Source organism: Nocardia sp. NPDC055053 (genome assembly GCF_053608285.1).
In genome coordinates, this window is record NZ_JBSGVD010000016.1 from 87,341 (window position 1) to 104,526 (window position 17,186).

Genomic DNA, 17,186 nt, shown 5'->3' on the forward strand with positions numbered 1-17,186 from the left:
CTACGGTACCGGCGTCGCCCCGCGCCGCGGCCGCTGGTGGCCATGGAACCGTTATCGGCTTGCACGGCGCCCCGGACCAGGGACTACTCTGTGCATCCGTGATCACCCGCCTCTCCCGCCTGTTCCTGCGCACCCTGCGAGACGATCCCGCCGACGCCGAGGTGCCGAGCCACAAACTGCTGGTTCGCGCCGGCTATGTCCGCCGGATCGCTCCCGGCGTGTACTCGTGGTTGCCGCTGGGCCTGCGCACGCTGCGCCGGATCGAGGACGTGGTGCGCCAGGAAATGGACGCCACCGGCGCCCAGGAGATCTCCCTGCCCGCGCTGCTGCCGCGCGAGCCCTACGAGACCACCAACCGGTGGACCGAATACGGCGACGCCCTGTTCCGCCTGCAGGACCGCAAGGGCGGCGACTACCTGCTCGGCCCCACCCACGAGGAACTGTTCGCGCTCACCGTGAAGGGCGAATACAACTCGTACAAGGATCTGCCGGTCACGCTGTACCAGATCCAGGCCAAGTACCGCGACGAGGAACGTCCCCGCGCCGGCATCCTGCGTGGCCGCGAGTTCACCATGAAGGACTCCTACTCCTTCGACCTCGACGACGACGGTCTCGCCACCAGCTACGCCACCCACCGCGCGGCCTACCAGCGCATCTTCGAACGCCTCGGCGTCAAGTACGTGATCGTGGCCGCCACCTCCGGCGCCATGGGCGGCAGCGCCTCCGAGGAATTCCTCGCCGAGAGCCCCATCGGTGAGGACACCTACGTGCGCTGCGTCGAGTCCGGGTACGCGGCCAATGTGGAAGCAGTGGTCACGTCGGCACCCGCGCCGCTGCCCATCGAGGGGCAGCCCGCCGCGGTCGAGTACGACACCCCGAACACCCCCACCATCGCGACGCTGGTCGAGTGGGCCAACGAGGCGAAGGTGCTGGACCGCACCGTCACCGCGGCCGACACGCTGAAGAACGTGATGGTCAAGCTGCGCCACCCGGACGGCAAGACCGAGATCCTCGGCATCGGCCTCCCCGGCGACCGCGAGGTCGACGGCAAGCGCCTGGAAGCCTCTGTCGAGCCCGCCGAGGTGGAATTGCTCACCGAGGCCGACTTCGCCGCCAACCCCTTCCTGGTGAAGGGCTACATCGGCCCGAAGGCGCTGCAGGCCAACGGTGTTCGCTACCTCGTCGACCCCCGTGTCGTCGAGGGCACCGCCTGGATCACCGGCGCCGACGCGCAGGGCAAGCACGTCGTCGGCCTGGTCGCCGGTCGTGACTTCACCCCCGACGGCACCATCGAGGCCGCCGAGGTCCGTGACGGCGATCCCTCGCCCGACGGCGCGGGCGCGCTGGTGGCGGCCCGCGGCATCGAGATCGGCCACATCTTCCAGCTCGGCCGCAAGTACACCGACGCTTTCGATGTCGACGTGCTCGGCGAGAACGGCAAGCCGGTCCGTCTCACCATGGGCTCCTACGGCATCGGCGTCTCCCGCATGGTCGCGGTGATCGCCGAGCAGCAGCACGACGACAAGGGCCTGCGCTGGCCCGCCGAGGTCGCCCCGTTCGACGTGCACGTGGTGATCGCCAACAAGGACGCCGCCGCCCGCGAGGGCGCCGAGCAGGTCGTGGCCGGTCTGGACGCCCAGGGCCTGGAGGTCCTCTTCGACGACCGCACCGCCTCGCCGGGCGTGAAGTTCAAGGACGCCGAGCTTCTCGGCATGCCGTGGATTCTCGTGATCGGCCGCGGCTGGGCCGACGGCAAGGTCGAACTGCGCAACCGCCTCACCGGTGAGGCCGAGGAGATCCCGGCCTCCGACGCCGTCACCGCGGTCACCGCGAAGATCCGCGGCTGAGTTCGTTCCACGAATCGCGCTGCTTCCCCGCGGAGCAGCGCGATTCGTTTGTCTACGGCGAGCACGTGACTGCGCCGAGGTCTCAGGCACATCGGCCCGGCGTAATCGTGCGATTCTGCTCGCCTCGATCAGTTTTCTGACTGGGCGTCGACGGATTGCACGAATAGGCCGGGCAACACCGAACTTACGCCTACGTAGGGGAAACCTGCAGGTCATAGCCTCGAGGCCCGGCGTGGCGGTGTGGCGGCGCTGCTAAGTTAGCCCCATGACGAGTTCGCCGAGCCTGCTGTTCAACCCCGCCACCTACGACCCGCAGCACTTCGATGCCGAGACGCGGCGCCTGCTGCGAGCCACCATCGAGTGGTTCGAGTCCAAGGGCAAGGCGCAGCTGCTGGCCGACGACCGCGACGCGGTGTTCACCCAGGAATTCCTCGACTTCGTCGCGAAGGAGAAGCTGTTCGCGACCTTCCTGACCCCGGCCGCCTACGCCGATGGTGACCCGAACAAGCGCTGGGACGCCGCCCGCAACGCGGCGCTGGCCGAGATCTTCGGCTTCTACGGCCTGGCGTACTGGTACGCCGAGCAGGTCACCATCCTGGGCCTCGGCCCGATCTGGCAGAGCGACAACGAGATCGCCAAGCGCAAGGCAGCCGCCGACCTGGACGAGGGTCAGGTCATGGCGTTCGCGCTGTCCGAGCGCGACCACGGCGCCGACATCTACAACACCGACCTGATCCTGACCCCGAGCGAGCCGGGCAGCGCCGACGCCGAGGCGGGCATCCTGTTCCGCGCCAACGGTGAGAAGTACTACATCGGCAACGGCAATGTCGCCTCGATGGTGTCGGTGTTCTCCCGCCGCGCCGATGTCGAAGGGGCCGAGGGCTACATCTGGTTCGCCGCCGACAGCCGCCACGACAACTACCACCTGATCGAGAGCGTCATCCACGGTCAGATGTATGTCAGCCACTTCCGGCTGGAGAACTACCCGGTGACCGCCGCCGACGTGCTGCACGAAGGGCCCGAGGGCTTCTCGGCCGCGCTGAACACCGTCAATGTCGGCAAGTTCAACCTCTGCCACGGCAGCATCGGCATGGTCGAGCACTCGTTCTTCGAGGCCATCACCCACGCCAACAACCGCATCCTCTACGGCAACCCGGTCACCGACTTCGCCCACGTGCGCGGCAATTTCGTCGACGCGTACGCGCGCCTGATCGCGATGAAGCTGTTCAGCGACCGTGCGGTGGACTACTTCCGCAGCGCCTCGCTCGAGGACCGCCGCTACCTGCTGTTCAACCCGATGACCAAGTCCAAGGTCACCTCCGAGGGTGAGGTCGCGATGACCCTGCTGCTGGATGTGCTGGCGGCCAAGGGCTTCGAGAAGGCCACCTACTTCGCGCAGGCCTCGCGCTACATCAACCACCTGCCCCGGCTCGAGGGCACGGTGCACGTCAACGTCGGCCAGATCCTGAAGTTCATGCCGAACTACCTGCTCAACCCGAAGGAGTACCCGGCCATCGGCACCGACCTGGCGCCGGGCGACCAGGAGTTCTTCTGGAAGCAGGGCCCGGCGCGCGGTGCGGGCAAGGTGCAGTTCGCCGACTGGACCCCGGCCTACGAGCAGGCCGCCGACGTGCCCAACGTCGGCCGGTTCTACGAGCAGGCCAAGGCGCTGCGCGCCCTGCTGCTCACCGCGGCGCCCGACGCCGATCAGCAGAAGGACCTGGACTTCATGCTGACCATCGGCCACCTGTTCTCCACGGTGGTCTACGGCCAGCTGATCCTCGAGCAGGCCGAGCTCACCGGGCTCGACCGCGACATGCTCGACCAGATCTTCGACTTCCAGATCCGCGACTTCAACACCCAGGCCACCGCCCTGCTCGGCAAGCCGTCGGTGACCGAGGCGCAGCGGGAGTGGGCGATCGGTGCCCTGCGCAGCCCGGTCGCCGACGCCGAGCGGTTCGATCGGGTGTGGGCGCAGGTGGAGTCCTACGACGGCGCCTACGCGATGCGCCCGTAGCAAGGGCAGGTCCCGGGCGGTGGGTGCCGCCCGGGACTACACCGCGGCGCGGCCGGGGAAGGTGGTGGTCACCGGGTTCGCGCCCAGGATCGCCTGCCAGCGGGCACGGCGCACCGCGGACTCGGTGAGCGCCTCGGTCGCGGTGGCGCGCACCGACTCGTCGGATGCCTGTTCCACGACGGCGTACCACGCTGCGGCGCAATCGGACTCGACCGCGACCGCCAGGTTCGCCGCGGGGATCGGATCGTCGACCGGGAACGGCGGGTTGTAGGCGGCGTCCGGCGCCTCGGGCGCGGTGCCGCCTGCTTCCAGCAGTTCGATGGTGGCGTCGCGGCGGGCCCGGTGCGCGGCACTGAACTCGGCGACCAGGCGGTCCCGGTCGGCGTTGGCGTAGGCCGCGATGACGCCGTAGGAGTACACGGCGGCGTGCTCGGCGTCGAGTGCGGCCCGCAGTGCCTGTCGTTGATCGGTCATGTCAGCAAGACTCCTGCCTCGGTGGCGCAGGCCGCGCTGATCGATGCCAACAGCCCTGCGCGGTAACCGGATTGGGTTCGCGCCAGGGCGGCGGCGGACTGCTGGGAGCGGACCAGCTGATCGCGCAGCTGCGCGATCGTGAGCGGCTGGGTCGGGGTCTGGACGGCCGAGGCGGGCACCGGTTGCCCGTCCGGGCCCGGCACGGTGATCTCGCCGGTGCGGCGCACCGGGGTGGTGCCGTCGCCGTAGACGCCGATCACCCGGTCGATCTCGGTGCGCAGGGCGTCGGCATGGGCGGAGCGCTCGGTCGCGATGGTGGTCAGCGCTGCTTGGGATCGGGGCGCGAGCGCGATGGCGGCCTGGGCGGCCGCGGCGTCGGCGCGGGCCAGAACCTCTTGCGCGGCAAGCGGATCCGGGGCGTGCACGGTGTCGTCCTCGGCGCAGGCGGTGAGCACGCTCAGTGCCGGAAGGCCGACCGCCCCGGCACCGACCAGCCGCAAGATCGTGCGGCGCCCCCATCCTCGCCGCGCCGCGATCGGGTCGGCCGGGGGCAGAGAGGCGGAGTTTCGGTCGGCTGCCGCGGCCCGAGGGGTGACCGGCGCGACCGCGCGTCGAGACGGCGAGTGCTGGTGCTCCGGTGCGGGCCGGTGGGTGGCCGGGTCGGCTGCGCGTCGCGAGTACGAGTGCCGGTCCGCCGGAGCTGCCCGACGAGTGGCCAGGTCGTCAGGGCGCCCGATGAGCGAATGCTGTTGTGCGGGTGCGGCCGAGGCCGAGGGCACGGCGACGGGGAAGGTCGATCCGGCTTGCTGCGTGGCGACCAGGCGCGACGACTCGACGGTCATCGGGCGGGATTCGTGCCGGTCGGAGCGTATGCCGGAAGGTCGCCCGGCGCTCGGCGGGACGGTATGGCGGAAGGGCACGAGCACCATCGTGCCAGATCCGCCGACGGTGGCCCGACACCACGAGGCACGCCGGGGCGGACCGGTGCGCAACGCCCAGTGGCTGGTCCTTTACACTCTCGTGGCGCGTTACGCTAGACCTTCGGCGTAGAAATTTCCGATCGCGTCACAACTGAACCAGGAGCCGCCCATATGCCGATGCCCACCGAGGAAAGGGTGAGCCAGCTCGTCGCTGAGCTCGTCGCACGCCGGGGATTCGACCTCGAGGGCGTCGCGATCGCGTCTGCGGGCAAAGACGAATTGGCACCGGTTCGGTTGAAGGTCACCGTCGACAGCGACGGCCCGGCCGATCTGGACGCCATCGCCGAGCTGAGCCGGGAGATGTCCGAGCTGCTCGACGACGCGGGCGACTTCGGCGAATCCGCCTACCTGCTGGAAGTGACCACCCCCGGCGTTGACCGGCCGCTGACCGCCGAGCGGCACTGGCGACGCGCCCAGGGCCGCAAGGTGAAGCTCGCGCTGCGCGATGGCGCCGAACCGGTCGAGGGCAAGGCCCGCTTCGAAGCGCGGGTCGGCCTGCTCGCCGACGACGGCACCATCGCGCTCGTCCTCGGCGGCAAGAACAAGCCGCACCGGGTGCACGTGCCGCTCGCCGACATCGCCTCCGCGGTGGTCCAGGTCGAGTTCAACGCACCGGGTGCCGCCGAACTCGAACTGGCAGGCGGCATCGCCGCGGGCCGTCCGGTACCTGGCGAAGAGCCCGCCGACCTCGCCGCGGGCCAACACAGTGACTCTCCCACCGAAGGGGTTGCAGAATGAATATCGAAATCGAAGCCTTGCGGGCGATCGTCGCCGACAAGGGCATCCCCATCGAGACCGTGATCTCGGCGATCGAGTCGGCGCTGCTCACCGCCTACCGGCACACCGAGGGTCACCAGCCCAACGCCTACATCGACATCAACCAGAAGACCGGCGTGGTCCGGGTGATGGCGCGCGAGCTCGACGCCGACGGCAACCTCGTCTCCGAATGGGACGACACCCCAGAGGGCTTCGGCCGGATCGCGGCGACCACCGCCCGTCAGGTGGTGCTGCAGCGGCTGCGCGACGCCGAGAACGAGAAGTCCTTCGGCGAGTTCTCGACCCATGAGGGCGACATCGTCGGCGGCGTGGTCCAGCGCGACGCCAGGGCCAACGCCCGCGGCATCGTGGTCGTCCGCATCGGCAGCGAGGCCAACGGCGCCGAGGGTCTGATCCCTCCCGCCGAGCAGGTGCCGGGGGAGACCTACGAGCACGGCGACCGGATCAAGTGCTACGTCTACGGCGTCTCCCGCGGTCCGCGTGGTCCGCAGATCCAGCTCTCGCGCACGCACCCGAACCTGGTGCGCAGGCTGTTCTCGCTCGAGGTGCCCGAGATCGCCGACGGCTCGGTGGAGATCGTCGCGGTGGCCCGTGAGTCCGGTCATCGCTCCAAGATCGCCGTGCGGTCCACCGTGCCCGGCGTCAACGCCAAGGGTGCCTGCATCGGCCCGATGGGCCAGCGCGTGCGCAACGTGATGAGCGAGCTGGCGGGCGAGAAGATCGATATCATCGATTACGCCGAGGACCCGGCGACCTTCGTCGGCAACGCGCTCTCGCCGTCGAAGGTGGTTTCGGTCACTGTCGTCGATCCTGATGCCAGGGCGGCGCGGGTGATCGTGCCCGACTTCCAGCTGTCGCTGGCGATCGGCAAGGAGGGCCAGAATGCCCGCCTGGCCGCCCGTCTGACCGGCTGGCGCATCGATATCCGCAGCGACGCGGCTCCGGAGCCGGGCGACTCGGTCCGGCCGGAGGCGCACCGTAGTTGACGAAAATGCGGGAATCCCGACCCCCGGATGACATGTTCGTAACTTCGGAAGGGGAGGGGTTCGTCGTTATGACCGGGTCACCGGTAGAGTGGGTAGAAGACCGGCCCGCGCAATCCGTTCGAACCTGTATCGGATGCCGTCAGCGCGAGCCGTCTGCCGAACTGTTGCGGATCGTGGCGCAGCATCGGGACACCGGTTCTGCCGGGGCCTCGGCTGTTGCGATCGTTCCCGATCCGCGGCGCAGACTTCCCGGACGGGGTGCCTGGCTGCACCCCGTTTCAGCTTGTCTGCGTTCCGCAGAGCGGCGCCGAGCATTCGGCAGAGCCCTACGAGTGTCCGGAAATCTGGATATCTCAGCCCTGGAGCAGTACCTCGAGAACAGGCACGAGCACTCATGAGCACACCGTGAAGCACCAACGATGAACGTCCATCGGAGATAACCCGAGGTCGTGCGGGCCGCCGTCCCCTTACACGGTGGCACTGCTCGGCCTCTCAGTGAGGAGAGCAGTGGCAGGCAAGGCCCGCGTGCACGAGTTGGCCAAAGAACTCGGTGTCACGTCCAAAGAACTACTCGCGAAGCTCAAGGAGCAAGGCGAGTTCGTGAAGTCGGCGTCCTCGACGGTGGAAGCACCCGTCGCCCGTCGTCTGCGCGAATCGCTCGCGTCGAAGTCCGCCCCGGCGACCGACGCGAAGCCGGCGGCCCGTCCCGGTCCGTCCCAGGCAGCCCGTCCGGGTGCCAAGCCGACCCCGGGTGGTCCGCGTCCCGGTCCGCGTCCGGCTCCGGCGGCCCCCGCCGCTGCCGCCCCCGCGGCACCGGCTCCGGCACCCGCCGAACCGGCCGCTCCGGCTGAGGTGAAGCCGGCTCCGGCCGCTCGCCCCACCCCCGCGGCCGCGCAGTCCGCGCCGACCGCCAAGCCGGCCGGTACCACTCCGGCGCCCGGTCCGCGTCCGGCGCCCGGCGCACCGCGTCCGGGTCAGCCCGCCGCAGGTCAGGCCCGTCCGGGCCAGCCGACACCGGGTGCCCAGGCCCCGCGTCCGGCCGGTCCCGGCCCGAAGCCGGGCCCGAAGACCCCGCGCGTCGGCAACAACCCGTTCAGCTCCGCCCCGGACCGTGAGCGTCCGGCGCCGCGTCCCGCCCCGCAGGGTGGCCCGCGTCCGACTCCGGGTCAGGGCGGTCCCCGTCCGGCTCCCGGCCAGGGTGGTCCGCGTCCTGCTCCCGGTCAGGGCGGCCCCCGCCCCGGTCAGGGTCAGGGTGGCCCGCGTCCGGCCGCCGCGCAGGGCGGTGCCCCGCGTCCCGGTGGTCCGCGTCCCAACCCGGGTTCGATGCCTCCGCGTCCGAACCCCGGTGCCATGCCCCAGCGCTCCGCGCGTCCGGGTCCGGCGGCCGGTGGCCGTCCGGGTCGTCCGGGTGGCGCTCCCGGTGGCGGCGCAGGTCGTCCCGGTGGCGGCGGTGGCGGCTACCGCGGTGGCGGTGGCGGTGCCCCCGGTGCAGGTCAGGGTGCCGGTGCGCCCGCGGCCGGTGGTTTCCGTGGTCGTCCCGGTGGCGGCGGCGGTCGTCCGGGTGGTCCCGGCGGCCGTGGTGGCGCTGCGGGTGCGTTCGGTCGTCCCGGTGGCGCTCCGCGTCGTGGCCGTAAGTCGAAGCGGGCCAAGCGCGCCGAATACGAGAACATGCAGGCGCCCGCCGTCGGTGGCGTGCGGCTGCCCCGCGGCAACGGCGAGATCATCCGTCTCGCCCGCGGCGCGTCGCTGTCGGACTTCGCCGAGAAGATCGACGCGAACCCGGCTGCTCTCGTGCAGGCGCTGTTCAACCTCGGCGAGATGGTCACCGCGACCCAGTCGGTGAACGACGAGACCCTCGAGCTGCTCGGCAGCGAGATGAACTACGTCGTCCACGTCGTCAGCCCCGAGGACGAAGACCGCGAGCTGCTGGAATCGTTCGATCTCACCTACGGCGAGGACGCCGGCGGCGAGGAAGACCTCGAGCAGCGTCCGCCGGTCGTGACCGTCATGGGTCACGTCGACCACGGTAAGACCCGACTGCTGGACACGATCCGTAAGGCCAACGTCCGTGAGGGCGAGGCCGGTGGCATCACCCAGCACATCGGCGCCTACCAGGTGCTGACGAACCTCAACGACGAAGAGCGCCTGATCACCTTCATCGACACCCCGGGTCACGAGGCGTTCACCGCCATGCGTGCCCGTGGTGCGAAGGCCACCGACATCGCGATCCTCGTTGTCGCGGCCGACGACGGCGTCATGCCGCAGACGGTGGAAGCGATCAACCACGCGCAGGCGGCCGACGTGCCGATCGTGGTGGCGGTCAACAAGATCGACAAGGAAGGCGCGAACCCGGACAAGATCCGGCAGCAGCTGACCGAATACGGCCTGGTGACCGAGGAATACGGTGGCGACACCATGTTCGTCGACATCTCGGCCAAGCAGGGCACCAACATCGACGCGCTGTTGGAAGCGGTCCTGCTGACCGCCGACGCCTCGCTCGACCTGCGGGCCAACCCGGACATGGACGCCCAGGGTGTCGCCATCGAGGCGCACCTCGACCGCGGCCGTGGCCCGGTGGCCACCGTGCTCATCCAGCGCGGCACGCTGCGCGTCGGTGACTCGATCGTGGCGGGCGACGCCTACGGTCGCGTGCGCCGCATGGTCGACGAGCACGGCGACGATGTCGAGGCGGCCCTGCCGTCGCGGCCCGTCCAGGTCGTCGGTTTCACCTCGGTGCCCGGCGCAGGCGACAACCTGCTCGTGGTCGACGAGGACCGGATCGCTCGCCAGATCGCCGACCGCCGCAATGCGCGCAAGCGCAACGCACTGGCCGCGCGCAGCCGCAAGCGGATCAGCCTGGAAGATCTGGATGCCGCCCTGAAGGAGACTTCGGAGCTCAACCTGATCCTCAAGGGCGACAACTCCGGTACCGTCGAGGCCCTCGAAGAGGCCCTGCTCGGCATCGAGATCGACGACGAGGTGCGTCTGCGCGTCATCGACCGCGGTGTCGGTGGCGTCACCGAGACCAACGTCAACCTGGCGTCGGCCTCGAACGCGATCATCATCGGCTTCAACGTCCGTGCGGAGGGCAAGGCCACCGAGCTGGCCAACCGCGAGGGCGTCGACATCCGGTACTACTCGGTGATCTACCAGGCCATCGACGAGATCGAGAAGGCCCTCAAGGGCATGCTCAAGCCGATCTACGAAGAGGTCGAGCTGGGCCGGGCGGAGATCCGCGCGATCTTCCGTTCGTCGAAGGTCGGCAACATCGCCGGCTGCATGGTCCTGTCGGGTTCGGTCAAGCGCAACGCCAAGGCGCGCCTGATCCGCGACGGCAGGGTGATCGCGGAGACGATGACCATCTCCTCGCTCAAGCGGGAGAAGGACGACGCCACCGAGGTGCGCGAAGGTTACGAGTGCGGTATGACCGTGACCTACAACGACATCAAGGACGGCGACATCATCGAGGCGTACGAGCTGCGCGAGAAGCCGCGCGACTGATAACGCACACCGTTCCGCACGCCGCATCCGAGTCATCGGGTGCGGCGTGCGGTCATGCGGGCAATCCATCTACCAGGAGGTGAGCACCGCTGTATATCGGTGCGCTCGAATTCGATCTACTGCTCGGTGACGTGCATTCGCTCAAGGAGAAGCGGTCGGTGATCCGCCCGATTCTCGCCGAGCTGCAGAAGCGCTTCGCCGTGAACGCCGCCGAGGCGGGAGATCAGGACCTGCATCGCCGGGCATTGCTCGGGGTGGCCATGGTCAGTGCGGAACCCGGGCACCTGAACGAGGTGCTCGACAAGTGTGAGCGGCACGTTGCCGCGCGTCCGGAGATAGAGTTGCTGGCAGTACGCCGCCGGATCTTCGGACCCGAAGACTGAAGTAGAGATGCGGCACGGGTGTCAAGGCCCGGAGGCGGTAGCCTGCGTGACCACGCAGGGCCCCACCCGTGCCGCCCAGGAGAGGAGTCAGACCCATGGTGGATCAAGCCAGGGCACGCCGACTCGCCAAGCGGATTTCCGCGATCGTGGCCACCGCGATCGAGTACGAGATCAAGGATCCGCGGCTGCGGTTCGTCACCGTCACCGATGCCAAGGTGACCGGCGACCTGCGCGAGGCAACGGTGTTCTACACGGTGATGGGCGAGACGCTCGACACCGAACCCGACTACGCGGCCGCTGCCGCCGGTCTGGACGCGGCCAAGGGCGTCCTGCGGTCCAAGGTGGGGGCCGGCACCGGGGTGAAGTTCACCCCGATCCTGTCGTTCACGCTGGACAAGGTGCCCGACGCCGCCCGCGAGATGGAGGAGCTGCTCGCCCGGGCTCGGGCCATCGACGACGAGGTCGCCAAGGTCGCGGCCAACGCCACCCACGCCGGTGAGGCCGACCCGTACAAGGCCGATCGCGACGACGACGGCGACGAGTAACCCGATATGAACGGTCAGCGCCGGGCGACGGAAGCCTGCGTGAGCACGCAGGGCGCCCGGGCATGCCGATCGGACGCAGCATGACCGGCGCCCGGGACGCGATGGTGCTCGACGCCGCCGTCGCCGCAGTGGCGGCGGCGCGTTCGGTGACCGTGCTGTGTCACGTGCAGCCCGACGCCGACACGATCGGCAGCGGGCTCGCGCTGGCCCTGGCGCTGGAGCGCAAGGGCGTTCCGGTGGCGGTGTCGTTCGCCGAGCCCGCCGAACTGCCCGCCTCGCTGCGGACGCTGCCCGGCGGTCACCTGCTGGTGGCGCCCGCCGCGGTCCCGCTCGAGGTCGATCTGCTGGTCGTCGTCGACTGTGGCGCGCGCAGCAGGCTCGGCGCGCTCGCCGACCGGTTGCCCGGTGCGGCGACGACGCTGGTCATCGATCATCACCGCGCCAACGACGGTTTCGGCACTGTCGACCTGATCGACGAGTCGGCGGCGTCGACCACCGAATTGGTGACCCGCCTGCTCGACGCGTGGGGCATCCCGATCGACGCCGATATCGCGCACTGCCTGTTCGCGGGCTTGGTGACCGACACCGGATCGTTCCGCTGGGCACGCACCGGCAGTCACGCCATGGCCGAGCGGCTGCTCGCCACCGGGATCGACGGCGCCGAGATCACCCGCGTGCTGCTCGACACCCACCCGTTCTCGTGGCTGCCGATGCTGTCGAAGGTGCTGTCGACGGCCGTCGTCGTCCCGTCCGCCGCGGGCGTCGGGCTGGTCTACGCGCTGGTGCGCGCCGCCGACACCCACGAAGTCGGGCCCGAAGAGGTGGAGAGCGTCATCGACGTCGTCCGCACCACCGCCGAAGCGGGGATCGCGGCCGTCTTCAAGGAAGCCCGCGGTCAGAACGACCGGTGGACGGTCTCGCTGCGCTCCCGTGATTCCGCGCCCGGTGCTGCCGATGGCGTGGATGTCGCCGCGATCGCCGGGTTGTTCGGTGGGGGTGGGCATCGGTTCGCGGCGGGGTACACGACGTACGGCAATGCGGTTGACGTGGTGCGGGCACTGGTCACCGCACTCGGTTGATCGCCGAGTTGGACACCGGGTGTCCAGTCCAGCCAAGGCGGGCGGGTCCAGCTGACCGGTCCGGCGCAGGCTGGTGACGGTCCAGCCCGTCCCATCATGTTCGGCCCGGAGTCAGCACCGGCGGTCGAAACAGGATGGGGGCCAGGCGCATTCCCGGCCCGGCCCGGCGACGGCCCAGCCGATCGACTCGGTCCGGACGGGCGAGTGCCCAGGCTGGTGACGGCCCGGGTGAGGCCGGTAGCCGATCAGCCGACCTGGACGGGCGTGCGGCGAAGGCGCATGGTGAGCGGGACGCCCAGAATCGTTGTGGCAGCACACAGTCCGAAGGCGAGTGCCGGTCGGTCGACGAGTAGTCCGGTGGCACCGGCGACGACCAGGCCGCCGAGGTTGCCGGTCATCCAGATCAGTCCCGCCGCAGTGCCTTCCGCCGCCCCGGTGTGGCGTTCGGCCATCGTGAGGACGATCGGCAGCGCGGGCAACAGCGTGAGGCCGATCAGGACGAAGGCCAGGAATCCGGTGGCCAGCCCCGGCGCCACGGCGACAAGCAGGCAGGCGAACGCGCTGGCCGTGAGGCCGACCATGACCGCGGGCAGCTCGACACCGCGACGCAGCACCGCGACCGGGACGACCGCGCATCCGACGACGCCCGCGAGGACGTTGATCAGCAGCACGATGCTGGCGGCATCGGCGCTGACGCCAGCGGGTTCCAGTAGCGCCTGACCGTAGGTGGCCAAGGCGACGAAGGCGCCGAACGGGAAGAACACCGCGACGCACAACCTGCGCACATAGCTGTCGCCGAGCGTGGCGCGCAGGGCGGACAGCGACGTCTGGGTACTCGCCGCCGGTCCGCGTCCGGCACGGACCAGCTCCACCGTCAGCCAGATCGCGGCCGCGCCGGCGAAGAGCGCACCGATCGCCGCCAGTGTTCCCAGCTGGGATTCCGCCGGCAGCGCCGCGCCGAGGACGAAGGCGGCGGCCATCCCGGCGAACGTGCTCGCCGTGCCCACCGCGATTCCCGTCGGCCGGTCCTTCTCGTCGAGATAGTGCCCGGCGACGCCGGTGATCGCATTGAGCACCAGCGGCTGCGCCACGGCGACGACGGTCTGCCCGACGAACACCATCGCGAACCCGTCGTGGAGCAACCGCAGCCCTGCGCCGAACGCGGTCAGCGCCGCACCGGCGATCAGCGCAGGCCGGAACCAGCGGTCGAGCAGGATGCCCGAAGGCACCGCGAGGACGACGTAGAGCAGCGGAAACATGTTGGCCAGCCAGCCGACCGCGGATTCGGAGACACCGAAATGCTCGGCCGCGACGGTCGTCACCGGCGCGTAGGTGAGCCACACCAGCTGTGTGGCCGCGCCGACCAGGGCAAACGCCGTGATCATGCGCCATCGGTTCGCCATGGTCGATCGTCCTCGGTGGTCCGGGCGAACAGGGAGTTCGCGGTGTTCGCTCGCCCGAGCGTGCGGTGTACCCACACCGGCAGCATCTGGGCGGGTGACCAATAATGCCCCGCCCGGGCGTGCATCACGCGACTTTCCGAAATCAGCCCCGTCTGTGACGTCCATCGATTCGGACGGCATCGACTCATGATGCCGAGCGACCAAGCCCGCGTCGCGCCCACGGTGCCTCCGGGTCGGCCACGGTGCCCATCGATTCGGTCGGTGTCGCGCACACGATGTCGATCGGTCTGTTCGGGCGGCGCGTCCTCCGATGCGCGGGGAACGTCCGGTGCTCGGTCTGAGCGCCTGGGCGACTGGACCGCATGCCGTCGCCGCTGGTTTGTCGGTGCGGCGTGCGACCATCGGCCGTGATCAGCACTGGCGTGCGCCGGAACGGGGCGCCCATCGACGGGGGAGGCCGGGCGTGAATTCGATAGATGATCCGGAGGGCCAGGTCGGTCCGCGGCGGATTCTCGGGATTGCGTTGCCTACGCTCGGTGTTCTCGTCGCCGAGCCGCTGTATCTGCTGTTCGACATGGCGGTCGTCGGCAGGCTCGGGGCGCTGGCACTGGCGGGGCTGGCCGTCGGTGGCGTCATCGTGGGCACGGTCAGCACCCAGCTGACGTTCCTGTCGTACGGCACGACGGCGCGTGCGGCGCGACGGCACGGCGCGGGGGATCGGGCGGGTGCGGTCGAGGAGGGTATTCAGGCGAGCTGGGTCGGCGCGGGGATCGGTGTGCTCATCGTGCTGGTGGTGCAGCTGTTCGCGGGGCCGCTGTGCGCGGCGATCGCCGGGGGTGGCGAGATCGCCGGCGAGGCGCTGATCTGGGTGCGCATCGCGCTGTGCGGTGTGCCGTTGATCCTGCTGTCGATGGCGGGTAACGGCTGGATGCGTGGCGTGCAGGACGTGCGCCGCCCGCTGATGTATGTGGTTGCGGGACTGGCACTGTCGGCCGTGCTGTGCCCGGTGCTGGTGTACGGGCTGTTGGGCGCGCCGCGGATGGAACTGGCCGGTTCGGCGGTGGCGAATCTCGCCGGGCAGCTCGTGTCCGGCGCCCTGTTCGTCTACGCGCTGCTGCGAGAACGGGTTTCGCTGCGTCCGCGCCCCGCGGTGATGCGCGCGCAGCTGGTGCTCGGCCGCGATCTCATCGTGCGCAGCCTGTCGTTCCAGGTGTGCTTCGTCTCCGCCGCCGCGGTCGCCGCGCGCTTCGGCGCCGCGTCCGTCGCCGCCCACCAGCTGGTCCTGCAACTGTGGAATTTCCTTGCGCTGACCCTGGATTCGCTCGCCATCGCCGCTCAGGCCCTGGTCGGCGCCGCGCTGGGTGCCGGTAATGCGCGGGGCGCGAAGGGTATCGCCCGCCGGGTCACCGGCTGGTCGGAGATCTTCGCGCTGGTCCTGGCCGCGGTCTTCGCCGCTGGTGCGGGCGTGATCCCGCTGCTGTTCACCGACGACGCGCAGGTCCTCGATCGCACCCACGTCATCTGGTGGTTCTTCGTCGCCATGATCCCCGTGGCAGGCGCGGTCTTCGCGCTCGACGGCGTCCTTCTCGGCGCGGGCGACGCCGCGTTCCTGCGCACCGCCACCCTCGTCGCGGCCCTCGCCGGCTTCCTTCCGCTGATCTGGCTGTCGCTCGTCTTCGACTGGGGCGTGGCGGGGATCTGGTCCGGCCTGGTCGCTTTCATGCTGCTGCGCCTGATCGCCGTTGTCGCCCGGGCTCGTTCCGGCCGCTGGGCTCGTGTCGGCGCCGATGTGCCGAGCGGAGCCGCCTGAAAAAAGTGGTGCTCGTCACACCGATCCCCCCGATCGCGATGTCGCACTACCGTCGGAACGGATGACTTCGAGCCGATGATGGAGGCGAAGTAGCGGTGCTGGACGTGTTTTCGAGAAGTGCCTGCCTGCGCTTGGCGGCCGGTGCGGCACTGCTGCTGGCCGGTGCCGGGGTGGGGATACCCGCGGCACAGGCGGCTCCGGAAGGTACCGGCGCGCTCCTCGCGCATGTCGACCAGCCCGTGGGCTGGGGTGACTGGTCGCGCGCGGCGATCGTGGACTACCGCACCGAAGGACCGACCGGCGGACTGGCCGACAGCGCCGGGCTGGTGCTGCTCCCCGATTCACCCGCGCCCGCGGGCGGCTACCCGATCGTGGCCTGGGACCACGGCACCAGCGGACTCGGCCCACAGTGCGGCATCACCACGACGAAGGCGGCCCACGATCGGCCGCTGCTGCAAGCATTCCTGGATCGCGGCTGGGCCGTGGTGGCCCCGGACTATGTCGGGTTGTCGCCGCACTCGCGGACCGTCCACCCGTACCTGCACACGCGCACGGAGGCGACGGCAACCGTCGACCTGGTCAAGGCGGCACGGTCCGCGGTGCCCGCGCTGTCGACCAGGTGGGCCGTCGTCGGCTCGTCCCAGGGTGGGCACGCCGCGCTGGCCACCGGAAACCTCGCTACCGGCTACGCGCCGGACCTCGATTTCCGCGGCACCGTGGCGATGGCGCCGGAGTCCAACTACGAGAACATCCTCGCCCAGGCGGGTCCGCAGGTGCCCAACCTGCCGATGGTCGACCGGCTCACCGGCCCGTTCGCCGGCATGCTCGCCGGGCTGCGCGCCACCCGCCCCGACCTCGACGTGAACGGGCACCTCAGTGAACCGGGCCGGACCCTCGTCGACGCCATCTCCACCGCCTGCGTCCAGGACTTCGACAAGCTCTCGGCGGGCATGTCACTCGGGTCGGTCCTCGCGAAACCGATGGCCGACAACGGTATCGGAACCGGCCTGCGCGACTACATGGTCGCCCCGACCGCCGGCTACCAGGAACCGGTGCTGATCACCCACGGCGCCACCGACACCGTCGTCCCGATCCCGATGACCTTCACCCTGCTGTCCCAACTGCGCGCCTCGGGCACCCAGGTCGACGTCGAGACGTACTCGGTCTCGCACGAGGAGATCGAGGAAGCCTCGCGCGATCGCGTGCTGACCTTCGTCGACGGGCTGTTCCGCGCCTGAGCTACGGCAACCGCAGCACCGTCGCCCTGCGCCGCGCCGACCTCGACGCGCGCTTCCCCGGGCTGCTGGATCTGCTGGTGGCCGAGACGCCGCCCGATCGGTGAACCCACGGACGCGCCGCCGCACGCGTATGCCACTGTGGACAG

The 17,186-nt window shown here is 70.1% G+C and carries 14 protein-coding genes; 11 read left to right on the forward strand and 3 right to left on the reverse strand.

What is annotated here, in order from left to right:
* Positions 1-98 precede the first annotated feature (98 nt).
* Complete coding sequence (locus ACWF82_RS18690) at positions 99-1,847, forward strand: proline--tRNA ligase (protein WP_452502697.1); 1,749 nt, start codon at positions 99-101, stop codon at positions 1,845-1,847.
* Between the two features lie 265 nt (positions 1,848-2,112).
* Entirely contained in the window at positions 2,113-3,864 is a 1,752-nt protein-coding gene (locus tag ACWF82_RS18695) for an acyl-CoA dehydrogenase family protein (protein WP_452502699.1), read from the forward strand.
* Between the two features lie 36 nt (positions 3,865-3,900).
* Here the strand turns inward: ACWF82_RS18695 and ACWF82_RS18700 are convergent, their stop codons facing one another.
* Together ACWF82_RS18700 and ACWF82_RS18705 are read right to left on the reverse strand one after the other, a co-directional pair.
* Complete coding sequence (locus ACWF82_RS18700) at positions 3,901-4,338, reverse strand: ferritin-like domain-containing protein (protein WP_452502701.1); 438 nt, start codon at positions 4,336-4,338, stop codon at positions 3,901-3,903.
* Positions 4,335-5,180 (reverse strand): hypothetical protein, encoded by an 846-nt coding sequence (locus ACWF82_RS18705; RefSeq protein WP_452502703.1) that lies wholly within the window; start codon positions 5,178-5,180, stop codon positions 4,335-4,337. Before ACWF82_RS18705 ends, ACWF82_RS18700 begins: the two co-directional genes overlap by 4 nt.
* 249 nt (positions 5,181-5,429) lie before the next feature.
* On the opposite strand from ACWF82_RS18705, the gene rimP reads away from it, so the two are divergent.
* The 7 genes from rimP to ACWF82_RS18740 all read left to right on the forward strand — a co-directional run bounded on the left by rimP (position 5,430) and on the right by ACWF82_RS18740 (position 12,589).
* Complete coding sequence (rimP, locus tag ACWF82_RS18710; protein ID WP_452502705.1) at positions 5,430-6,056, forward strand: ribosome maturation factor RimP; 627 nt, start codon at positions 5,430-5,432, stop codon at positions 6,054-6,056.
* Positions 6,053-7,081, forward strand: coding sequence for a transcription termination factor NusA (gene nusA / locus ACWF82_RS18715; protein WP_452502707.1), 1,029 nt, complete (start codon positions 6,053-6,055; stop codon positions 7,079-7,081). Before rimP ends, nusA begins: the two co-directional genes overlap by 4 nt.
* 68 nt (positions 7,082-7,149) lie before the next feature.
* The gene (locus ACWF82_RS18720) at positions 7,150-7,479 is read left to right on the forward strand and encodes a YlxR family protein (protein WP_452502709.1); all 330 of its coding nucleotides are present in this window, start codon (positions 7,150-7,152) and stop codon (positions 7,477-7,479) included.
* A 109-nt stretch (positions 7,480-7,588) separates the two neighbouring features.
* Positions 7,589-10,582, forward strand: a complete 2,994-nt coding sequence (gene infB, locus ACWF82_RS18725; RefSeq protein ID WP_452502711.1) for a translation initiation factor IF-2 — start codon at positions 7,589-7,591, stop codon at positions 10,580-10,582.
* A gap of 89 nt (positions 10,583-10,671) precedes the next feature.
* Positions 10,672-10,965, forward strand: a complete 294-nt coding sequence (locus tag ACWF82_RS18730; protein ID WP_452502787.1) for a DUF503 domain-containing protein — start codon at positions 10,672-10,674, stop codon at positions 10,963-10,965.
* A 95-nt stretch (positions 10,966-11,060) separates the two neighbouring features.
* Positions 11,061-11,510 (forward strand): 30S ribosome-binding factor RbfA, encoded by a 450-nt coding sequence (rbfA, locus tag ACWF82_RS18735; RefSeq protein WP_189024213.1) that lies wholly within the window; start codon positions 11,061-11,063, stop codon positions 11,508-11,510.
* A 62-nt stretch (positions 11,511-11,572) separates the two neighbouring features.
* Positions 11,573-12,589 carry a DHH family phosphoesterase gene (locus tag ACWF82_RS18740; RefSeq protein ID WP_452502713.1) on the forward strand — a complete coding sequence of 339 codons (1,017 nt, stop codon included), beginning with the start codon at positions 11,573-11,575 and terminating at the stop codon, positions 12,587-12,589.
* 245 nt (positions 12,590-12,834) lie between these two features.
* Here the strand turns inward: ACWF82_RS18740 and ACWF82_RS18745 are convergent, their stop codons facing one another.
* Positions 12,835-13,992, reverse strand: coding sequence for an MFS transporter (locus tag ACWF82_RS18745; RefSeq protein ID WP_452502715.1), 1,158 nt, complete (start codon positions 13,990-13,992; stop codon positions 12,835-12,837).
* Positions 13,993-14,455: 463 nt separating this feature from the next.
* Between ACWF82_RS18745 and ACWF82_RS18750 the strand changes: the two genes are divergently transcribed.
* Both ACWF82_RS18750 and ACWF82_RS18755 read left to right on the forward strand, forming a co-directional pair.
* Complete coding sequence (locus ACWF82_RS18750; protein ID WP_452502717.1) at positions 14,456-15,802, forward strand: MATE family efflux transporter; 1,347 nt, start codon at positions 14,456-14,458, stop codon at positions 15,800-15,802.
* 104 nt (positions 15,803-15,906) lie between these two features.
* On the forward strand, positions 15,907-17,040 hold the full coding sequence (locus ACWF82_RS18755) for a lipase family protein (protein ID WP_452502719.1): 1,134 nt from the start codon (positions 15,907-15,909) through the stop codon (positions 17,038-17,040).
* The last annotated feature ends 146 nt before the right edge of the window (positions 17,041-17,186 follow it).

What these genes read in the sequence shown, in the direction of transcription:
- ACWF82_RS18695 (WP_452502699.1), top strand. Translation starts at nt 2,113, where the DNA reads ATGACGAGTTCGCCGAGCCTGCTGTTCAACCCCGCCACCTACGACCCG.
- ACWF82_RS18700 (WP_452502701.1), bottom strand. Translation starts at nt 4,338, where the DNA reads ATGACCGATCAACGACAGGCACTGCGGGCCGCACTCGACGCCGAGCAC.
- ACWF82_RS18705 (WP_452502703.1), bottom strand. Translation starts at nt 5,180, where the DNA reads ATGACCGTCGAGTCGTCGCGCCTGGTCGCCACGCAGCAAGCCGGATCG.
- rimP (WP_452502705.1), top strand. Translation starts at nt 5,430, where the DNA reads ATGCCGATGCCCACCGAGGAAAGGGTGAGCCAGCTCGTCGCTGAGCTC.
- nusA (WP_452502707.1), top strand. Translation starts at nt 6,053, where the DNA reads ATGAATATCGAAATCGAAGCCTTGCGGGCGATCGTCGCCGACAAGGGC.
- ACWF82_RS18720 (WP_452502709.1), top strand. Translation starts at nt 7,150, where the DNA reads ATGACCGGGTCACCGGTAGAGTGGGTAGAAGACCGGCCCGCGCAATCC.
- rbfA (WP_189024213.1), top strand. Translation starts at nt 11,061, where the DNA reads ATGGTGGATCAAGCCAGGGCACGCCGACTCGCCAAGCGGATTTCCGCG.
- ACWF82_RS18740 (WP_452502713.1), top strand. Translation starts at nt 11,573, where the DNA reads ATGCCGATCGGACGCAGCATGACCGGCGCCCGGGACGCGATGGTGCTC.
- ACWF82_RS18745 (WP_452502715.1), bottom strand. Translation starts at nt 13,992, where the DNA reads ATGGCGAACCGATGGCGCATGATCACGGCGTTTGCCCTGGTCGGCGCG.